This window comes from Thalassotalea eurytherma, assembly GCF_030161415.1.
Taxonomy (GTDB): Bacteria; Pseudomonadota; Gammaproteobacteria; order Enterobacterales; family Alteromonadaceae; genus Thalassotalea_G; species Thalassotalea_G eurytherma.
The window spans coordinates 67,190-86,031 of the sequence record NZ_BSSU01000002.1 but is presented as its reverse complement, the minus strand read 5'-3'; the positions used below and the strand labels follow the sequence as shown (position 1 = coordinate 86,031).

Annotated in this window: 27 protein-coding genes; 7 read left to right on the top strand and 20 right to left on the bottom strand. The window is 42.0% G+C overall.

The window, feature by feature from the left end; all coding sequences use genetic code 11:
* The first annotated feature begins 92 nt into the window (after window positions 1-92).
* The 3 genes from QQK02_RS01780 (at window position 93) to QQK02_RS01770 (ending at window position 3,107) form a co-directional block, all read left to right on the top strand.
* Complete coding sequence (locus tag QQK02_RS01780) at window positions 93-911, top strand: class I SAM-dependent methyltransferase (RefSeq protein WP_284206225.1); 819 nt, start codon at window positions 93-95, stop codon at window positions 909-911.
* A 153-nt stretch (window positions 912-1,064) separates the two neighbouring features.
* Window positions 1,065-2,396, top strand: a complete 1,332-nt coding sequence (locus tag QQK02_RS01775; protein WP_284206405.1) for a DEAD/DEAH box helicase — start codon at window positions 1,065-1,067, stop codon at window positions 2,394-2,396.
* Window positions 2,397-2,408: 12 nt separating this feature from the next.
* Window positions 2,409-3,107: a Sir2 family NAD-dependent protein deacetylase gene (locus tag QQK02_RS01770; RefSeq protein WP_284206224.1), complete on the top strand. Its 699-nt coding sequence runs from the start codon at window positions 2,409-2,411 to the stop codon at window positions 3,105-3,107.
* On the opposite strand, the gene QQK02_RS01765 is transcribed toward QQK02_RS01770, so the two are convergent.
* The 3 genes from QQK02_RS01765 to QQK02_RS01755 form a co-directional block, all read right to left on the bottom strand.
* Window positions 3,091-3,567, bottom strand: coding sequence for a GNAT family N-acetyltransferase (locus tag QQK02_RS01765; RefSeq protein WP_284206223.1), 477 nt, complete (start codon window positions 3,565-3,567; stop codon window positions 3,091-3,093). The genes QQK02_RS01770 and QQK02_RS01765 overlap by 17 nt on opposite strands.
* Before the next feature lie 74 nt (window positions 3,568-3,641).
* Window positions 3,642-4,139: an acetolactate synthase small subunit gene (gene ilvN / locus QQK02_RS01760; RefSeq protein ID WP_284206222.1), complete on the bottom strand. Its 498-nt coding sequence runs from the start codon at window positions 4,137-4,139 to the stop codon at window positions 3,642-3,644.
* Window positions 4,139-5,863, bottom strand: coding sequence for an acetolactate synthase 3 large subunit (locus QQK02_RS01755; RefSeq protein WP_284206220.1), 1,725 nt, complete (start codon window positions 5,861-5,863; stop codon window positions 4,139-4,141). Before QQK02_RS01755 ends, ilvN begins: the two co-directional genes overlap by 1 nt.
* Before the next feature lie 395 nt (window positions 5,864-6,258).
* Here QQK02_RS01755 and QQK02_RS01750 point away from each other — a divergent pair, with 395 nt between their 5' ends.
* Together QQK02_RS01750 and QQK02_RS01745 are read left to right on the top strand one after the other, a co-directional pair.
* Entirely contained in the window at window positions 6,259-7,158 is a 900-nt protein-coding gene (locus QQK02_RS01750; RefSeq protein WP_284206219.1) for a tyrosine-type recombinase/integrase, read from the top strand.
* 77 nt (window positions 7,159-7,235) lie between these two features.
* Entirely contained in the window at window positions 7,236-7,553 is a 318-nt protein-coding gene (locus tag QQK02_RS01745; protein WP_284206218.1) for a hypothetical protein, read from the top strand.
* A 64-nt stretch (window positions 7,554-7,617) separates the two neighbouring features.
* Here QQK02_RS01745 and QQK02_RS01740 read toward each other — a convergent pair whose 3' ends face one another.
* The 17 genes from QQK02_RS01740 to QQK02_RS01660 form a co-directional block, all read right to left on the bottom strand.
* On the bottom strand, window positions 7,618-7,794 hold the full coding sequence (locus QQK02_RS01740) for a hypothetical protein (protein ID WP_284206217.1): 177 nt from the start codon (window positions 7,792-7,794) through the stop codon (window positions 7,618-7,620).
* Window positions 7,791-7,946: a hypothetical protein gene (locus QQK02_RS01735; protein WP_284206216.1), complete on the bottom strand. Its 156-nt coding sequence runs from the start codon at window positions 7,944-7,946 to the stop codon at window positions 7,791-7,793. Before QQK02_RS01735 ends, QQK02_RS01740 begins: the two co-directional genes overlap by 4 nt.
* 24 nt (window positions 7,947-7,970) lie before the next feature.
* Entirely contained in the window at window positions 7,971-8,222 is a 252-nt protein-coding gene (locus QQK02_RS01730) for a hypothetical protein (protein ID WP_284206215.1), read from the bottom strand.
* Window positions 8,203-8,667, bottom strand: a complete 465-nt coding sequence (locus QQK02_RS01725; RefSeq protein WP_284206213.1) for a virion protein — start codon at window positions 8,665-8,667, stop codon at window positions 8,203-8,205. The genes QQK02_RS01730 and QQK02_RS01725 overlap by 20 nt, the downstream gene beginning before the upstream one ends.
* Window positions 8,668-10,206, bottom strand: a complete 1,539-nt coding sequence (locus QQK02_RS01720) for a hypothetical protein (protein ID WP_284206212.1) — start codon at window positions 10,204-10,206, stop codon at window positions 8,668-8,670.
* Entirely contained in the window at window positions 10,206-10,919 is a 714-nt protein-coding gene (locus tag QQK02_RS01715; protein ID WP_284206211.1) for a hypothetical protein, read from the bottom strand. Before QQK02_RS01715 ends, QQK02_RS01720 begins: the two co-directional genes overlap by 1 nt.
* A 9-nt stretch (window positions 10,920-10,928) precedes the next feature.
* Window positions 10,929-11,114, bottom strand: coding sequence for a hypothetical protein (locus QQK02_RS01710; protein WP_284206210.1), 186 nt, complete (start codon window positions 11,112-11,114; stop codon window positions 10,929-10,931).
* A gap of 78 nt (window positions 11,115-11,192) precedes the next feature.
* Entirely contained in the window at window positions 11,193-11,531 is a 339-nt protein-coding gene (locus QQK02_RS01705) for a hypothetical protein (protein ID WP_284206209.1), read from the bottom strand.
* Between the two features lie 25 nt (window positions 11,532-11,556).
* Complete coding sequence (locus QQK02_RS01700) at window positions 11,557-12,396, bottom strand: major capsid protein P2 (protein WP_284206208.1); 840 nt, start codon at window positions 12,394-12,396, stop codon at window positions 11,557-11,559.
* A 204-nt stretch (window positions 12,397-12,600) separates the two neighbouring features.
* On the bottom strand, window positions 12,601-13,233 hold the full coding sequence (locus QQK02_RS01695; RefSeq protein WP_284206207.1) for a hypothetical protein: 633 nt from the start codon (window positions 13,231-13,233) through the stop codon (window positions 12,601-12,603).
* A complete protein-coding gene (locus tag QQK02_RS01690) occupies window positions 13,226-13,684 on the bottom strand; it encodes a hypothetical protein (RefSeq protein ID WP_284206206.1) in 459 nt (152 codons plus the stop codon). The genes QQK02_RS01695 and QQK02_RS01690 overlap by 8 nt, the downstream gene beginning before the upstream one ends.
* 122 nt (window positions 13,685-13,806) lie before the next feature.
* Complete coding sequence (locus tag QQK02_RS01685; protein ID WP_284206205.1) at window positions 13,807-14,067, bottom strand: hypothetical protein; 261 nt, start codon at window positions 14,065-14,067, stop codon at window positions 13,807-13,809.
* Window positions 14,060-14,233 carry a hypothetical protein gene (locus QQK02_RS01680; RefSeq protein WP_284206204.1) on the bottom strand — a complete coding sequence of 58 codons (174 nt, stop codon included), beginning with the start codon at window positions 14,231-14,233 and terminating at the stop codon, window positions 14,060-14,062. The genes QQK02_RS01685 and QQK02_RS01680 overlap by 8 nt, the downstream gene beginning before the upstream one ends.
* Window positions 14,221-14,508: a hypothetical protein gene (locus QQK02_RS01675; protein WP_284206203.1), complete on the bottom strand. Its 288-nt coding sequence runs from the start codon at window positions 14,506-14,508 to the stop codon at window positions 14,221-14,223. Before QQK02_RS01675 ends, QQK02_RS01680 begins: the two co-directional genes overlap by 13 nt.
* A gap of 1 nt (window position 14,509) precedes the next feature.
* Complete coding sequence (locus tag QQK02_RS01670) at window positions 14,510-16,630, bottom strand: rolling circle replication-associated protein (protein WP_284206202.1); 2,121 nt, start codon at window positions 16,628-16,630, stop codon at window positions 14,510-14,512.
* Window positions 16,627-16,941 (bottom strand): hypothetical protein, encoded by a 315-nt coding sequence (locus QQK02_RS01665; RefSeq protein ID WP_284206201.1) that lies wholly within the window; start codon window positions 16,939-16,941, stop codon window positions 16,627-16,629. Before QQK02_RS01665 ends, QQK02_RS01670 begins: the two co-directional genes overlap by 4 nt.
* Window positions 16,941-17,213 carry a hypothetical protein gene (locus tag QQK02_RS01660; RefSeq protein ID WP_284206200.1) on the bottom strand — a complete coding sequence of 91 codons (273 nt, stop codon included), beginning with the start codon at window positions 17,211-17,213 and terminating at the stop codon, window positions 16,941-16,943. The genes QQK02_RS01665 and QQK02_RS01660 overlap by 1 nt, the downstream gene beginning before the upstream one ends.
* A gap of 237 nt (window positions 17,214-17,450) precedes the next feature.
* Here QQK02_RS01660 and QQK02_RS01655 point away from each other — a divergent pair, with 237 nt between their 5' ends.
* Window positions 17,451-17,729 carry a helix-turn-helix domain-containing protein gene (locus QQK02_RS01655; protein WP_284206199.1) on the top strand — a complete coding sequence of 93 codons (279 nt, stop codon included), beginning with the start codon at window positions 17,451-17,453 and terminating at the stop codon, window positions 17,727-17,729.
* A gap of 302 nt (window positions 17,730-18,031) precedes the next feature.
* Window positions 18,032-18,625, top strand: a complete 594-nt coding sequence (locus QQK02_RS01650) for a DUF4136 domain-containing protein (protein WP_284206198.1) — start codon at window positions 18,032-18,034, stop codon at window positions 18,623-18,625.
* Window positions 18,626-18,842 lie beyond the last annotated feature (217 nt).

Genomic DNA, 18,842 nt, shown 5'->3' with positions numbered 1-18,842 from the left:
TATTTGACGAAAAGAAAATAATTGCTAGAGTCATCCTAATCACTCAAGGTTATGTATAACAATATGAATTTAATGAACTAAGGTAATTTAAAATGAATAAAAATAGTAAACTATTACCCTTAACTCTTGCGTTAAGCCTGTCATTACCATTTGCCGCAATGGCTGACGACCACGGTAAACATGCTTTTGATAACTCTCACAGAAGTGAAGCTAACCAGAAACGTGATGAGTTTCGTAAGCCTCACGAAACACTGGCATTTTTCGGTGTAAAATCAAGTGATAAAGTTGTAGAAATTTTACCGGGAGGTGGTTGGTACACTGAAATTTTAGCGCCAATGTTAAAAGATGAAGGTGAGTTAGTCGCTGCCCATTATCCAACAACAGTAGAATCAAAATATCGTAAGCGTTCTCGTGACAATTTCGAAAAGAAACTTAGCGAGAATAAAACGGTTTACGGTAAGGTCACTATAGCTGATTTTGATGCGAAAGCTGGCGTAGATAAAAAAGCAATGAACGCTGATGTTGTGCTGACATTTAGAGGCCTGCACGGCTTACAAAATGGTAACGATTTAGCAGCAGCCTTTAGCCAGTTTAATCAAATGCTGAAAAAAGGTGGCAAGTTAGGTGTTGTTCAACACCAAGCACCAGAAGGTTATGACGCAGTGCAAACGGCTAGAAAAGGCTATTTACCTAAATCTCATGTTGTAGCGGTAGCTAAAGCGTCAGGTTTTGATCTAGTGGCTGAAGGCTATTTTCACAACAACCCAATGGATCGCATTATTGTTGACGGCGTAGCAGGCGGTGTATGGTCATTACCTCCATCGTTAAATGCTAAAGAAGAAGCTGACAAAGAGAAGTTTCAAAAAGTAGGTGAATCAAACCGTATGACCTTGCTATTTAAAAAGCGTTAATGGTTTATCAATGATGAGAAGAAGGAGCTAAGGCTCCTTTTTTTATGCAAGAAACAAAAAATTAAATCGCTTATTCAAACAATTAACTGGCACTAATTGGCTGCTAACAGGTTATAATAGGCAAGGAATAAATTATTAATTGTGGAGCATCACTTGCAATTCTCTGACTTTGGTATTGATCGTAAATTACTTGAAACGGTTGACCATTTAGGTTTTAAATCACCAACCGACATTCAACAACAAGCAATCCCAGCCGCGATGGCAGGTAACGATCTTATTGCATCTTCAAGAACAGGTTCAGGTAAAACCTTAGCTTTCGTCTTACCGGCGATGCAAAGAGTTATAAAACAACGCGCGTTATCAAAGAAAGATCCACGAGTTTTAATTTTGGCACCAACACGTGAATTGGCAAAACAAGTGTTTAGTCAATTGCGACTGTTTACGGCGAATACGTCTTATAAAGCGGTGCTTATTCTTGGCGGTGAAAACTTTAATGATCAAGTTAAAGTACTTGAAAAACACCCTCATTTTTTAGTGGCAACACCAGGCCGTTTAGCCGACCACCTTGATCAAGGGCACTTTTATTTAGAAGGTTTAGAGCTTCTGATCCTTGATGAAGCCGATCGTATGCTTGATTTAGGTTTTGCTGAGCAACTTGATAAAGTAAACAAGTCGGCAAACCACCGTAAACGCCAAACCTTGATGTTTAGCGCAACACTTGATCATGCGCAGGTTAATGAGTTTGCTATGGATATGTTGAAGTCGCCAAAACGCATTTCAATTAACCAAGGCCATGATGAACATAAAGACATCACGAAACGTTTTTACTTAGCTGATAACCTTGATCACAAAGAAGCATTGCTCAGTCATGTGCTTACTCATGAAAAATTTACGCAAGTCATTATTTTTACCGCGACTCGCAGTGATACTGAACGTTTAGCAAGTTACTTATCAGCGCAAGATATTCCTGCCGTTGGCTTAAGCGGAGAACTAAACCAAGGCCAACGTAACCAAATTATGGAGCAGTTTAGCCGTGGCCAGTCTAAAGTTTTAGTAACAACAGATTTGGCATCACGTGGCCTAGATTTGGTGAATGTTTCTCACGTAATTAATTTTGATATGCCAAAACATACGGAAGAATTTGTTCACCGTATTGGTCGAACAGGCCGAGCGGGTAGTAAAGGTGATGCAATTTCATTCGTTGGTCCTAAAGATTGGTTAAGTTTTAAAAATGTTGAAGGCTTTTTACAAAGTCAATTTAGCTTTGACGTTATCAATGAACTACCTGCTAAATTTAAAGGGCTAAAACCGAAGAAAGATAAAAAGCCTAAACAAGCAGCGAAGCAGGAAGAAAACACAGCACCTGCTCAAAAACAAGCAATGGGCGCTAAAGTGAAAAAGAAAGTTCGCTTTGTTGAAGATGCCGGTGATTTGCCTGTACTAAAACGTAAAACTGGTCTTCAGGATAACGACAACGAAGAGTAATACGGACAGTTGATGAAAAACATTGTGGTAATGACGGGCGCAGGGATGAGCGCTGAAAGTGGCTTAAAAACATTTCGTGATGATAACGGGTTATGGGAAGGTCATGATGTAATGTCCGTTGCGTCAATTGAAGGTTGGAATCAAAACCCTGAATTGGTACTCGATTTCTATAATCAACGCCGTCGCCAGCTGTTAACGGTTGGGCCTAATGAAGGGCATTTAGCGTTAACAAAACTTGAGTCGGCCTATCAGGTTAATATTATTACCCAAAATGTCGATGATCTGCATGAACGTGCTGGCGCAACTAATGTCCTGCATTTGCATGGTGAGTTACTAAAAGCGTGTAGTATCAAAAACAAAGCCCATGTTCATGATTGTCGTCGCGATATATTATTTGGTGATACCGGCGCAGACCATGAGCAAATTCGCCCGTTTATCGTATGGTTTGGGGAAGGTGTTCCACTACTGACACAAGCTGCACATCAAGTCACTCAAGCAGATGTTATATTCATTGTTGGCACATCAATGCAAGTGTATCCTGCCGCGAGTTTAGTTGAATACGCTAAACCTGATTGCCAGGTGTACTACATAGATCCTAATCCACAAATTAATCGTTCACTAGCGCAATCAAGCCAGCTTGAAGTGATTGAAGATAGCGCAGGTCATGCTGTACCCAAGCTTGTCGATAAATTACTTAACGCGGTGAAATAGGGCGAACAAAGGCAAGCAAATTCGTTTGCTTATTGCGATAGCTTTTATATCGTTCGTGGTAAAGCTTAGGTAAAGAGTCTTCTGATACCTTGTTAAAACCTGATTTGAGGTATAATGCTGTTAACGATATATCTGCAAAGCAAATAATCGACTTTTTCAATAAAGCCATCTCGTCTATTAACGCCTTACTTACGCCATAATTTCTGTATTTTGGGTCAACAAATAAACCATGTAAAAACAGAGCCTTGCTCTCGTTACTATCATGGTTGTCTCGCATTTTGTCGTGTGCTTTTTCTATGTCTGACATGATGACACAACCAATGATTAGCGTATCCACTTTTGCCACAAAGCAATGATCAAACCCCATAAACTTAGCGGGATATTGCTGTTGTTTGTAAAAGGCCGTGATATCTTTTTTATCTGATTTGTTTGCCGTTTCAATGGTGAATGACAAAGACATACTAGGAGAGTTCGTTAGAGGGCAATAATGACTCAGTATAATCAAATTACCCTCGTAAAACTATGTGAGTGATATTAAATTCGAAGCGCTTTTTCACCTCGCGCAATGCCTACAGTACCTGAGCGCACCGATTCTATGATTTCCGTCTCATTGGCTAAAATACCAATAAAGGCGTTAATTTTTTCCACGTCACCGGTTAACTCGATGGTATATACCTGTTTACCGATATCCACAATTGACCCTCGAAAGATCTCGGTAATGCGGGTGACTTCTGTTCGCGCTTTATCTGTCATTGCTAATACTTTAACTAACAGCAACTCACGCTCAACATGATTACGCTCAGTTAAGTCGGTAATCTTAATCACATCAATCAGTTTATTTACTTGTTTAACAATTTGCTCAAGTACGCGATCGTCACCTTTTGTCACTATGGTAATACGCGACAAGCTAGCGTCTTCAGTGGGCGCAACAGATAAGGTTTCAATATTAAAAGCACGCTGTGAAAATAGGCCAACAATGCGTGATAATGAACCGGGTTCATTCTCTAATAAAATTGCAAGAATACGACGCATTATGCTTTTACTCCTTTGCTTAACCACATTTCATCTACCGCGCCATGCTTAATTTGCATAGGGTAAACATGCTCTTTTTCATCTACTAAAATATCAACAAAAACCAATCTATCTTTTATCGCAAATGCTTGCGCTAATTTTTCGTCTAACTCATCAAGGTGATTAATTTGAATACCTATGTGGCCGTATGACTCTGCTAATTTAATAAAGTCTGGCAGTGACTCCATATATGACGACGAATGCCTACCACCATAAATCATATCTTGCCATTGTCTTACCATGCCCAATGAACGGTTATTTAATGAGATGATTTTTACCGGCAAGTTATATTGCAAACAGGTCGATAATTCTTGAATATTCATTTGAATAGAGCCGTCACCTGTTACACAAACCGACTCAGCGTCAGGAAATGCCATTTTTACGCCCATGGCTGCTGGTAAACCGAAACCCATCGTGCCTAAACCACCTGAGTTAATCCATTGTCTTGGCTTTTTGAACGGGTAGTATTGTGCAGCGAACATTTGGTGTTGACCAACATCTGAAGAGATGTAGGCATCACCATGCGTTACTTCATACAATGACTCAATTACCCGTTGTGGTTTAATTTTTCCTTGGTCTTGTTGATAACTAATGCTCTTTACTTGGCGCCATTCATTAATTTGCTGCCACCAGTTTTGATTAATTGTTTCATCAACCACATATTCTTGCGCATCAATTTCTTCAATTAACTGCTGCATAACAATATCAACCAAACCAACGATAGGAATGTGAGCATTAATGGTTTTCGATATTGAAGTAGGATCGATATCAACATGCACGATGGTGGCATTTGGGCAAAATTTCTCTACCTTATTTGTCACCCTATCATCGAAACGTGCACCTAATGCTAAAATTACGTCAGCATTAGCCATTGCTTTATTAGCTTCAAGCGAGCCATGCATGCCTAACATACCGATGAAATTATCGTGCAGGCCACTTATGCCGCCTAAACCCATTAAGGTGTTAGTGATAGGCGCCTTTAATCGTTCAACTAGCGAAGTTAATAGCTCGCTTGCGTTAGCGCTAATAATGCCACCACCAGAATAGATAACTAAGCGTTTCGCTTGCGTAATCGTACTCACGGCTTTTCTAATTTGTTTTTGATGTCCTTTTACATTTGGATTATAAGCACGCAAATTGACGTCTTTGTTCATTTCAAATGCAGCGGTGTGATCTGGTATTAATATATCTTTAGGCAGTTCAACAACGACAGGTCCAGGGCGACCAGTATTGGCAATGTAAAATGCCTTAGCAATAACATTTGGGATGTCTTTTAAACTACGACAGCTAAAACTATGCTTTACGATAGGACGAGAACAGCCAACAATATCGGTTTCCTGAAAGGCGTCGTCGCCAATCAAGCTGCTAGCAACTTGACCCGCTAATACCACCATAGGAATTGAATCCATATATGCGGTGGCGATACCAGTCACACAGTTTGTAGCGCCGGGTCCAGAGGTTGCTAAGACAACGCCAACATGACCAGTTGCGCGAGCGTAGCCGTCTGCCATATGAGTTGCCGCTTGTTCGTGGCGAACAAGCACATGCTCTACGTCATCTTGATTAAAGATTGCATCATAGATATCTAGAACTGAGCCGCCAGGGTAGCCAAAGATGTACTCTACATCTAATTCAGCTAACGCTTTTACTACCATTTCTGCGCCAGTAAGTTGTTGCGTTGTCATTTGTTTTTTACCCTATATTAAAAACGATTAAAACCACACATAAAAAAAGCCCCCAGTCTGTCGAGTGGGGGCTTTGTTAGATTCATTACTAAAACTTATCAGCAACAAGCACCCCGGGGTAATAAAATCACCACGACTGAGAGTTTGTTGAGGACTAAGCTTGAATTCATTTAAAGTTAATGTACTAAAATATTAATTGCTCTATTAATAGCAAACACAACGTGAGTGTCAATAACTTTTTACAATATAGTGAATATTGTAGCTATTTATTGTTGTAAACGGTTAGGAAACACCCTAGTATTTTTGTGATTTTGGCTATTTGAATAGGAATTCGCATGTAAGGCGATGTTTCTAATAGTTAAATTTTTTTCAATTTTTTTTCACTTTTAAGGATTATGATGAAAAAACCCACTTCACAGGACACAATTAACCCCGCTCACGCTTATTTTTTAACCGTTTCCCCGTCTACCGCTCACGTTTGCGGCTACCGTTTCAAGGATTTTTGTCGCTTCACTTTTGACACTGATGATTTTAATAACTGCTCTTGGGGCGACATGAAATATCAACACGTCCTATCTTATATCAGGCACAAGCAAGAGGAGGGACTTAGCGTTAGTACATTAAAAGTAATGTTAGCTAACATTAAAAGCCTGTCAGAGCAATGCTATGTGCTTGGGTATCTTAATATCGAGGAACATTGGCGTATACAGAAAATAAAACCTGTGCGCGGTCAGACGCTACCCGCAGGGCGCTGTTTAACACTGGAAGAGATTTTAACGTTGCGCACTTTCTACCGTCAGCCGCATATAGACAAGCGGCACGCGTGGAACGGTGCAACAATTGCGCTTGGTTTAGAGCTTGGTTTTCGTAGAATCGAAACAAGACGGTTAAAGGTTGATGATATCGACTTTATTACAGGAACAATCGTTGCCACAGGTAAAGGCAACAAAAAGCGGTTAATTCCGCTCACAGACAACGCCGCAACCGCGCTAAAAACCCACTTAATTGCAAACAAAGTCACTAAAGGGTTTGTCTTTTGTAATCCTTACACATTAGAGCCACCGAGCGACCAAAGGCAAAGCTATGCTTGCGAAACTGTTGGTAGATTATTAAACCTATCCCATTTTTCAAGTCACGATTTAAGGCGCACCTTTGCAACCATGCTACTTGATAACGGCGCGGATTTAATTGCGGTTCAGCAATTGTTAGGTCATGCAAGCATTGAAATGACCAAAATTTATGACAGAAGAGGCGAGCGCATCAAGTTAAGCGCTATAAACCTACTGCCTTATTAGGTACTTTGCTCGTTGATATTGTTGTGCTTATTGGTTATCTTCGGTTGTTAATATCAACCAATAAGAAACATTATTTTATGGCGCTTTTAACAGCTATCGCTCCTTTTTTGGTCTTTATTTTAGGTGGCTTAATTGCATTAGCCTATAAAAAACCCCAAGAACACGAAAAACTAACCAATATGCTTGTGCGCTTTGCACTTGAAGGTTGGTGGGGTACTCTCTTGTTTTTTGGCGGTGCACTTAGCTTGTCGCTATACCAAGACATAGAAATGACAGGCTTTTTTGCTCTATACGTTTCGAGTTATGCATTTGTGTGGGTCTTGCCATTACTTACTCTTTTATTGTTTCTCCTGATGCGATTCTTAGGTTATGTTACGGAACAAATAAAATCTTAAAAACTCGCGTAAAAAGCAATATTTTCGCCTTGTTATCGTTACCTTGATAACACAAAGCCCTGCGTTAACAGGGCTTTTTATGCTTTACGCAATGACTTTCTTGCTCGATGAATTTAACGCGCTTTTCAAGGTTTTCAAGCGTTCGTTTTATCCATGCTATTTCCGTCTTTATCGCTCCAACACTGGCAATCGCAATAATGACTTGTGATAACAACAACAAGATTATTTGATTTTCCATCATTCTAATGCCCCTTTGACCGTTTCAAATAATTCATCGTCAAGTTTGTTGTCGGTTTTCTTCACTAAGTAACCGCAACAAGATAGCGTGATTTTGATTATCACTTTTTCCGTTAACAGCTTAAACGCCATTGTTTTTAAAATTGACCCTAACATTGTAATACCCCTTAAAATGCAAAATTAGCCGTGAATTTTTTTAGCAATCCAACTGCCTAGCTGAAAGTTTTCATTACCCGTTAGCTTTGCGCCAACGGCGTTAACGCCACGGTTAAAAATATTGTCATCGTTAATCGGGTTTATTGCTTGCCCCGTTTCGCGTGCAACTTCGGTTGCTTTGCGCTCGGCAAGATAAGCTAGCCCAACAACAATAACGCCTGCGGCTGTTACCATGCCCGCCTTGGTGTTAGCAAATTTAACTAATTTGTTCGTCATAAAACCCCCAATTAAACCCGTTTAAAATTTGTTTTTCTGTGTATGGTTGCACGCCATTTTCATGCTTAATCATTACCTCGATTAATCGTGGGTAATCGCTTTCGAGTAATGGCTCATAACGGCCAACACCGACAAAAGCGGCGGCGTGGTCGATATAACTTGTTGTGTTGTTTTCGCTCGGCGGCGCAAAGCGGTTAATAATGGCATGAACACTATTAAGCCCGTATTTGTTGCGATACGTGCGCAATATTCTTGCCCCCGCTCTAATGCCGTGCTCTGGCGTTTCAAACTGTGCAAAAGCGCCATCGTCACCGACAAGCCCCAACCAGTTTTCACCTTTGCGAATATTAAGCGGGTTATTATTTCTAATGCCCCGTGTTTGCTTTTCATTCATCGTAATGCCCCACAAAAGCAGGGCAAGCACTGCAAGCCCTGTTTTAGTCATCTAGTTAACCTCTTGCATAATCGCCACTGGCACGCCACCCGTTAAGATGCGCGAGCCTTTCCAACGATAAATAGAGTTGCCCTGCGCGTTGTCACGATAAGAAACAATTAACTGCCCTGATGTAGTTAGACAAGCGCTTGAATCACCTTCACCCACTGACCCGGTAACGTCATAAGCATGATAAGCAACAAGCGCTAAGTTTTCGTTAAACACCTCTAGACCATAGCGACCATTCACCACAACAGTGCCGTTAAGCACTTGCATGCCTCGCGCCTCATAGCTATCAATTGAACTTACTTCTTGCGTCCACTGTATGCCATCAATTGAACGATGAATTGACGGAGCAAGGCGAGCCTTAATAAACAAGTAACCTGTCTTTTTACACACGCCAAAGCCTTGCACCGTGTCTGCTTCAACGGGCGGCACGTGTTCAATCCATGTCACGCCGTTATCTGTGCTAACAAAGTGTTGTGTTGAACTCATAGCATGAATATCGCCATTTGGCGCAAGCTTTAGACCAAGAATGTGATTTGTTCCCGACGTATTCCACACAGGCTGATTCGCTAACTGCGTCCACTCCTCACCAAACACATTGTTTGTAATATGAATGCGCGCATCTGGCTTAGTGCTTTGCATAGCAACGCCTTTGCCGTTGTATACGTCAAATAAGGTAAAGCTACCCCCCGACGAATTAATACGCTCTGATTCAAGCGCAAGCGTGTCTTGATGAAAGCGCTTTAAGTACCCGTTTTCACATAAAACATAGATATACTCACCATCATAAACGGGCGTTTGACCTGCGCCCCCTTCGTAATCGTGACCTATGTCAATGGTTAATTGCGGCGTTAAATCATCACCGTTAAACACGTATGCAGTGCGGTAACTGTAATTAAAAGCAACAAGGCGCGAACCATCACGCGTTGTAAAATAATAATCTAAGCGCGTATTACCAAAGCCCGTTTGACCCGCATCGGTAATATCTAAAAACGTCTCGGGCGTGTTAACTTCACCCGATGTAAAAACAGGTTGAAATAATGGCTGATAAGCGCCGCTTGTTTCGTAAGCGTAAACCGCGCCTTGCGTTTGCATTGAAAAGGTTTCGCCCGCTTTTACTGGTATACCGTTGACAGCATTTAGACCAACGCCACCAATAAAAATATCGGCTTGCGGCGTAATTGTGATTTTATTGCGCCCGACTTTTGTCGGTAGCATTTCGTAAACATCACTAAAAACCTGACCTTCTAGCGATTCAAGCGCGCTTGACCCTACGGCTTTTGCATCAATTGGCGCATAAGTTAGCGGAATATCAGCAAGCCAAACTTTTACTTGCTGTGTTGTGTCTGATTCAAACGACACGCTAACAAAGCCCGCATTAACAGGAAATGCCATACCCGACACAATTTTTGTCTCAAAAACGGCATGCTCTTGCGTCCTGATGCGCGCAGTAATTTCGCCCGCCGCCAGCACTACATTAATAAAGCGCCCTTGCTGTGCAATCTCGGTTGCACGCCCCGCGTTAATTTCTACGTTAAAAAGCATTATTTGCCCCTCATAATAAAGACACTGACCACCGCACCAATAACCAATAAGCCAACGGTTTTCATGTTGGTTTCTGCCAATTGTGCGCCATCACTGCGGCTGTAACTGTCGGCGAATTGCATCATAGATTTAAAGCCGTTAGTTAGCGCAGTGTTGTTATCTTGTTGCTGTAAAAAGGCTTGCTCACCATTTAGATTTGCTAAATCAAGTGCAAAATCATTATTCAATTGATTAGATAATATGCTTGCTTCAACGGTGGAAAGCGCCATATCTAGGTTATTGTTGTTGGCTTCGTTTATCGTGTAGTTGCTTGCTTGAAAGATGCTATCAGCAAAGCCTAGACTTTGATTTTGACTATCTGATAAAAACGCCGCGTTTGTGTCATGCATTGCGCCCGCTAGGTTGCCCGCTTCAACGCCCGCTTGTATTGCGTCACTACCTAGCGCATAGGCTAATTCTGCCCCGACACCGATAGCATTATCAGCAAAAGATAATGATTCACTCGCAAGCCCTGCGTTGATTTGATTCGCTTGTGCTGCTAGCTCAATCGCGCCACCATCTAGCACGTTAATTGTGCCCGTGTTGTTGTTGTAATCGCCCGTTAGCGAGTTATCAATCTCCCAATCTTGCGAAAAATCCGCGCCGCTATAATCGTGTATTGTGCGATTATCTTGGTTGGTTGTTGTCTTTTTAGAGCTTGAAAATAAACCCATGTTAAGCCCCTATTTTTTAGCGAAAAAGAACAGCGCCACCACAACTACTGCGCCAATTGCTAACATATTGCTTTGATTGTCGTTAACCGATGTTTTGTAGCCAAAATCACCGAAGTGCCCGCCATCATCACCGCTAACGCCGCTTGATGCCGACATACCGCCGCCACCCGTTAAACTCGTTAAATTACCAAACATAAAAAAACCTTATTTTTTGATAAAAAAAAGCCCTATAAGCGGGCTTTATTTAAAATTGAACCTTGCAAAGTTGCCGCTTTATTTTGCGCCATTGGCACGCATAAACAGGGCTAACCCCAATAAACCAAGACTTGCAATCAATAACGGTTGATTGATTTCAATCGGTAAAGATTTCTTTTGTGTTGGTTGTACAACTTGCGTATCTCGCACAACGCCCGCGCCATTCTCAAGCTCTGGCACAACTTGCGCTTGAATTTGGTCTTGACCGCTTGCGCTTTTTGCACCTTTGACTTGTTCAACGGTAATCCACGCATCAAGCGCACCTGATAAACCCGTATTAAACGATTCCCAAAAGCCGCCCGCTTGCGTTGTAGCTACTGGCGTTTGTTTTTGCATTGTTAGTTGGTTTGCAAACATAAAACCCCCTTAAAAGGGCGAGCGCTTAAAAGCGACCCGCACCCCATACATCAACGTATTCGACCATCACTTCAACTTGACCCGTTTCAACTGCACTTGCGCGAATGCGGAAGTCTTGAATGTTTTGGGTAAGTGGTAAGGCGTGCTTTACGTCACCATCTAGAATTAAATCAATCACCGTTGATTTATCCGTTTCTGGCGTGCGACCGTTAGCGCTTTGGAACGTGCGCGCAATATCCGCGTCAATGTCATGCCAGTTCACATTATCAACAAGCAATTCCGCTTTAGTGATTTGACACTTACCATCTGCGTCCGAGCCATCTGGCATGTACATGTGAATAGCTGAAATACTTGCGCCTTGTGGGCGTGGTAAGTTGTCAATATCAAATTGACCCGCCGCCGATACTGGCACAATAAAACGGCGCACTTTGGTTAAGTAGTTAGGCACGTTAGCAACTGATTGCGTTGTCACTGCGTAAGCATTTAACACTGGCGCGCTTGCCGCCGCATCAATATCAAATTTGATGTGAGCAGTTGTAATGCCTTGTGTTGGGTTTGTATCTAGCCCGAAGAAACGACGGTCTGATAATTGGTGAAGCTCTGGACGCGCAAAGTTAAAAAATAACGTGTTAGCTTGTGCAGGGCGGTTATAGTGTTTATCCATAGATAAAAGGCGCTCGCCGTCTACCCATTCCGACACCATGCGACCATTGCATTCAAGACGAATGTTTTTAAGTTGCGCGGCGGTAACACCTGAAAATGCTAATGCAACGACTTCATAAACGTTACCTACTGGTAAAGTTAAAGTCACTGTGTTGCCTTTGGCAACATTAGCGATAGTTGGAAGTTGCTTTAAACTTTTCATTTAAAACCCCCAACTACAAATATTTTTTAATTGATAGCGGCGCAAACTTCTTTACTGCGGCTAAAACTGCAAGCGACACTAAAGCGCTTTTAATCATCGTTTTGTTAATCATAATAAACCCCTGCCATCACGGCGTTAGTTAAGTTGGTTAAAATTCATTTATAGAAGTAACACAATAAGAACATGTTACAAAGTGTTTACTGTTTATCTTATTTTTTTAATGCGGCGCGTGCCTAATTTGCCCGCTTTTAAACTCATGTCACTGCGTTTAAATTCCACCCATTCAAGCGGAATCATTTGTTGTAACATGTCCGTGCTTACATCAATTTCGAGCGCGATTTGTTTGCGGTCTGCGTGTCTGCCAAGTTGAAACACATTGATTGTTGCGGCGTTAGATAAAATGGTTTTATCCGCTTCGCTAGGGCGTTGCGTAACAGCAAGGATTTTTATGCCAAACTTGCGCCCGCGGCGAATTAGTCGCCCCCATGATGGCGGCGCTTTGCCTGCGCTTGTGACATCGGCGATTTCTTCGGCGATTGCCGCGCAGTTACCCCAACCAAAAGCACAATCGCAAAAGTGCGCAAAAGCCTCTTTACCTTCGGCAACAAAGGCGATTTTTAACGGTGTGTTTTTGTGCTCAATTATTTTTAGCGCTAACTCTTTAGCGCTTGTTACTTTAATAAAGCCCGCTTCTGCGCCGTACTCATTGTCGGGGTCAAACGCTATCACGCGGTTAGCTTTTTTTATTTCCGCTTTGATTTTGCTTGATTTGCCCGTGCCTGAGTTGCCGCAAATATATACGTGTTCAGCTTTTAGCGCGGTGTTAGCTCTAGTCATCGGCTTTCACCTCGCTAGGCTCAATCACGTTGCTTTGTGTGTCGGGCTTTTTCTCTGGCTTTTCTTTTAGTGGCACGCCTGCACGGCTACCAATAACCATTGCCGTAACCATTAGCGCGGATAATTCAAGCCCGTATTTATCAAGCCCGCTATCGGGTAAATATTTATCCAGTAATTTGCCGTACACTTGCCCGAGTTGGGCGCTTTCTTCTGCTTGGATTTTCCAGTTTGGTGCAAAAATATCTGCACTAACTTGGATAACTTGCGAGACTAGCGCGGCGCTTTCAATTTCTGGCTCGGCTTCGGCTTCAATATTTGCTTGTGCTTGCGCTTCTTCGCTTAATGGCGGGTTAAGTAAGGGGTTTTCTTTATCAAGTTGCTCGCCTTGAATAACAAGGGATTCGAGCGAAAAGGCTTCATCAGCATCAATGTGCTGTTCTTCGGTTGTCATAACGTTTATCTCCAACGGCTGACAGGCGCATAAAATGGCGTTTAATTAATGGTTATTGGTGAAAGTTTTCACCGTAAAGGGCAAGCCCTATTGCTTTTGCTATTTTGCTAAGTTGAAACATGTTATTCCTCATCGGTAAAGATGGTTGCAAACAACCCCTTTTTAGGTTGCTTTTCTTCGTTTGGCTTATCCGTTTTGTTACCTGGTAACTTATCGTTAAAAAAAGCCGTGTGCTTTTGCATGTAATCTTGCCCGCTTGGCATGTTGGGCTTTACCATGCCCGCCGCGCCAACGTAATACAGTTTATTTTTTTTGTCTTTTCTGACTTCTGCTTCATCATTGCAAAACGGGCACGTAATTGTGCCAATGGTTTCGTTAGCCATTATGGTTACGCTCCAATACTTCTAATCTATCAATCAAGCTTTCAACTAAATCAACACAGCCCGCAACGGCTTCTTCTGCAAGCTTGGGTTTCATTAACATGTTTGCGCTTTTGATGCGCTGTATATCAAGCTTAACGGCTTCTAATTTTTCTCTTACTGTAAACAAAGTGCTGCTCCTTTTTGTTCGTAACGGGAATTTTCCGTTAACGGTTTTGCTTTTATTAAATTAACATCAAGCTTTCTTGTTACGAAACGGTGCTGTAACCCTTGCAAATAAGCGATATGCTCAAGGCGGGCTTGTTCGCGCGCTTTGCACAATAGTGCGCCTTTATTGCTGTAACTTAACTTAACGCGCTTTGATGCGGGCTTGTTGCGCTGGCGAGCAAAAAAGGCTGATTGCATTTCGTTAAAAATTTCTTGTGAACGGGTTTCTAAATTCATGTTATGCCACCTCTTGAAAGTTGCCGTTTTCGTCTAAATAAATACTGCCTTGCTTGTGGCTAATAACGTCATAATTGGCATCATGTGCCGCCCATTGCCACGTTAATTCTTTTGTTAGTAATAACCATTCGCTATCACGTAAATGCGCCCTTGATTGTTTCACTGCTTCGATAGTGTCACGGCGTAATTGTTGCCAATGGGTATAACGGTGCTCTTTTACTTCGCAATTCCAAAACCGCTCTTGCATAGCGAATGTTAAAAAGCGTTCGGTTTGCTTTTCAGACAAGCCGCCAATACAAAAATCTGTTACGTAGGGGAGGGCGCTTTTATGTTGCGTTAACGAAGCGATTTTTTCGTTGGTGTTAAACAACTGCTTTTTTAGTCGCTCGATTTCTTCGCCGCGCCTGTTGCTTGGTGTTTTGTTATTGATTTTTTTCATGATAGCAACACGGGTTTTGGTGTCTTTTTGTGTTGCACTTAGGGCGTTAATTTTGCCTGTGATACGGCATTTTTTACGGCTTAACTTTTCGCGTAGTTCGCCTAAAATAGCAATGAAATTATCGGCATAAAATTCCCCGATACAATCCCAACTTGGGGCGCGGGCGCTTTGGCTAATGCCGTAGCGATTCCCTAGAATATCGCCTTGCTCTGATGCTGTGCCCTTTGTTAAATAGCCTACAGCTTTTAATAGGTAATTACTGGCGGCGTTTTTGTTTTTGATGCGCTCTAAATTCGCAAAACCATGCCCCCAAATTTTTTCTAATCTTTGCGCCCATGCATGAAAATATTTATATTCAACGTTCCAACGCATCAACACGTGCACATGCGGGTTTTTTTCACCGTGTTCATTCTCTGGCATTTCGGCAACCCATGCATAATCGAGCGGCGCGGCAACCTCTTTTAAGCCGAAGTTATAACCTTCTTCAAGATAGGCGCTATCGTGGTGTTTTCTGTGGTTGTAGTTGGGTAAATCGCGGTAATTTTCCACGCTATCAATGGGTACTAATTCACCCGTATTATTCTTTGGTGCAACCTTTTCAGGGCAATACATTGGCAACGCACCACGCACGCCACTAAACGGGCGCAAGTGCTGACCGACAACAACGGAATTATCAAACGGCTGTGTTTTTGACGGCAAGATAAAGGTTTGCTCTGCTTCGTCCTCATCAAGTTCAAACTCTGGCATGAAGCCGCGCTGATAGACTTTTTGCGCGGCATCAAAAAAGCGGCTGACTTCTTTGCCAATCGTGGTTAATGGCTCGAAAGTAACGGGAGAAAAACAACCCGTAGCGGCAATGGCATCTGCAAAGCCAAGTGCGCGCTCATCATCATTATGCAAAATGTCATTTGGTACGCCGCTGATGCATTCAATTTTGTAGCTGTGCTTTTGTGTTTTGGTTTTGCCATTTTTTAACTGCTTGGTGGTGGTGTAGGTGTAGCGCTTGGTTTTGTTGCCGTTAACGCAAATAATCGTTTCAAGTTTTTTTCTGGCTTCTTCGTTAAACGTTAAGGTTAAAAACGTTGTAAAACCATTGCGGCACGCCGCCATATATGCGCCTGATTCCAATAGCTTACGGCTTGCTTGTTGGGTTAACGCGCTTGTCATGCGTGCGCCTTGTTGGGTTGGCGGCGCAGTTTTTGACCCGTTGCCATTAGTCACTAAATTAAACTTGTAACGGCTCGACCATTCTTGGCGAAACAAGCGCACCGTTGTTTTTGTGTCTTTGCCTAGTGCCGTAGACGCTTGTTGCATACTTGAAAACACGCTGTAAGGCGTTTTTTTGCGTTTACAGCTAATTGGCTCGGGCGCACCAACAAAGCCCGCCTCGTGCTTTCTGCGAAGCTCGGCGTTTAAATCGTTCAATGCTTGGCGCTTTAGTCGCTCGCCCTCGGTTTTCTTATCCACTAAAGAGTGCAAATTGCCTGTCGGAGATTTGCAACTCTTGACTAGCCTATTACTATCAACGGCGAAAACTGCGTTTTCTTGTTGCGCCTTACGGCGTTTTTTTAGCTCGGCGTTTAATTCACGGTCTAATGCTTGCGCGTTGTCAATTTGCCATTTTTGCGGCACTAAAAAAAGCGGCTTTATTAGCCGCTTTTCGTGATTGCTTGTGGTACTCACTTGCTAAGCACCTCGGTCATGTTAACAGTATGGTAAACGTTACCGTGCTTGCATTGCCAATCAGCACTACTGCCCTTGATAACAATCGTTAACTTAGGCGTTAACGTGCGCGCCGCTACATCGTACAAGTAAAATTCACCGCTTTTTAACTCAATCGCTTTTTTTAACAAGTCATCGAGCAAGCGAAAAGAAAACGACTCTTTACCCCATTCAGCGTGCACAAGTGAGCGCAAAACAAGTAAAACGTCTCGCGTTGAATCTGAGTTAAAAACGCTAGGGATTTGTTGGTAAATATCTTTTTGCTTAATCATTAGTATGCCGCCTTTACTTGTTGGTTTATTAGTTGGTTGAACTGCGCCGCGCGCTTGGCTAATCGTTTAGCTTTGGCTTGCGTGCCTTGCGGGCTGTTAAGGCGTTGATAGTAGGTCTTTGAATTGTCAGTAATGCGTAAACCGTGCTTTTCGCGTAGCGCTTCGATGCGGGCTAGGCGTTTTGCCATCGGCACAATTTCTGTGAATTTTTTATGACGGCGGTCAAGTGTCTCGCTAATGATTTCTTGCGTGGTCTTTGTGTATATTTCCATGATAAACCCCTGTTAAAAGTTTCTTACTTTCCTGTTGAAAATCACGGGCTTTGCGTTGCAACGCGCCACCCGTTAACAGGAGAGTGCCAACCGTCAAGCAATGAGTGCTAACAACAAAACTGAACGGTTTTTATGCTGTAACCTCATCGGGAACATGGTGTAAATATGCGGGAACAAGTTGCAAAACGGTTAACTGTGGTCTATTTTTAAAAAGCTAACAACAAAACAGGTGTCTATATGACTGACTTAAACCCCTTGCTAGACATGGTGCGCGGCGATTTGTCCGATAATAAATTCGCGCAAAAATGCGGTATTCCACGCGTTTCAATCTCTAAATACCGTAATAACCACGCTTTTCCATCAAATGACACGCTTGACGTTATCGCCAAAGCAAGCGGGCTTGACCCTGTAATGGTGTATTTATTGGCGTATGCTGAACGCATCGACAACCCCGATGTAGCAAAGCGTTTAAAGGAAATGGCGCAAGAAAATAACGCATCTGACACGATTAACTAATGACTAATAACGATAACGTAGAAAACTTGGAAAAAGGCAAAATTACCCCCTGTAACAAGCTGTTTACAAGTGTAACTTGCGGGATTGGCTAACTGTTTGTTTTTTAAGGATAATATGAGGTTGGTTACAGTTTAATTGTAGCTATTTATTATCAAATTGTAATCTTGACATTAAATCTATTTAAAAACTTTAAGTGTATGTATATAGTGAGATTAAGTTATTTTATTATTGAACTTAGCTAAAGTTATGTAATCGTAGTAGCATAACGACATGACAAAAAGTTCATTAAACAAGAGGTTATAATGAAATTAAAAAACATCATCGCTGCAGTAGCGTTCTCTTTTATTTTAGTAGCGTGTTCTTCAACCCATAACGCAAAAGTAAACTTCGATAAAAATGATCAAATTGATACGTCGAATTATAAGACGTTTGCTTGGATTTCCGAATCGAAAACATTGGCGTTGCCAATTGATTTAAATCCTGTCATGCAGGTACGAGTAGAGGAGTCAATTGAACAAGTATTCATTGATAAAGGTTATAAGCTAATCGATGACGCAGAAGCGGCAGACTTTACAATTGCTTACACCGTAGGCTCTAGAGACAAAGTAAAGGTTGATAGCTACCCAGCAAGTTACCATGGTAGTTTTGGTTGGGGTAGAGGCTATTACCCTAGTCATCGATACTACGGCATGAGCGCAGGTACAGAGACACGTGTAAGCTCATATACTGAAGGTAAATTAGCGATTGATATTTTTGACGTTAAAACGAAGCAACCAGCATGGCATGGTTGGGCAGTGAAACGTCTAAAAAATGGTACGCAAGAAGCACCTAAAGAAGTCATTACTGAAATTGTTAGTCAAGTAATCAGTCAGTTTAATGTAACACCTGTACAATAAGTGACGATAAAATGTTCAATGTAAAAGCGGGCTTTAGCCCGCTTTTTTTATTCTTTAATCTTGTTTGTAACGAGTTTGTTTCAGCTAGCCGTGCCCATAAGTCCTGCTTGTTACTTTGGTGTTAAGCTTTTGTAATTAAAGGGTTAGCACCAAGGGTGTTTTGATCTACATCAACATGTTATCGGCACAAATTAGTTATAAAGTGTTACCACGTTTG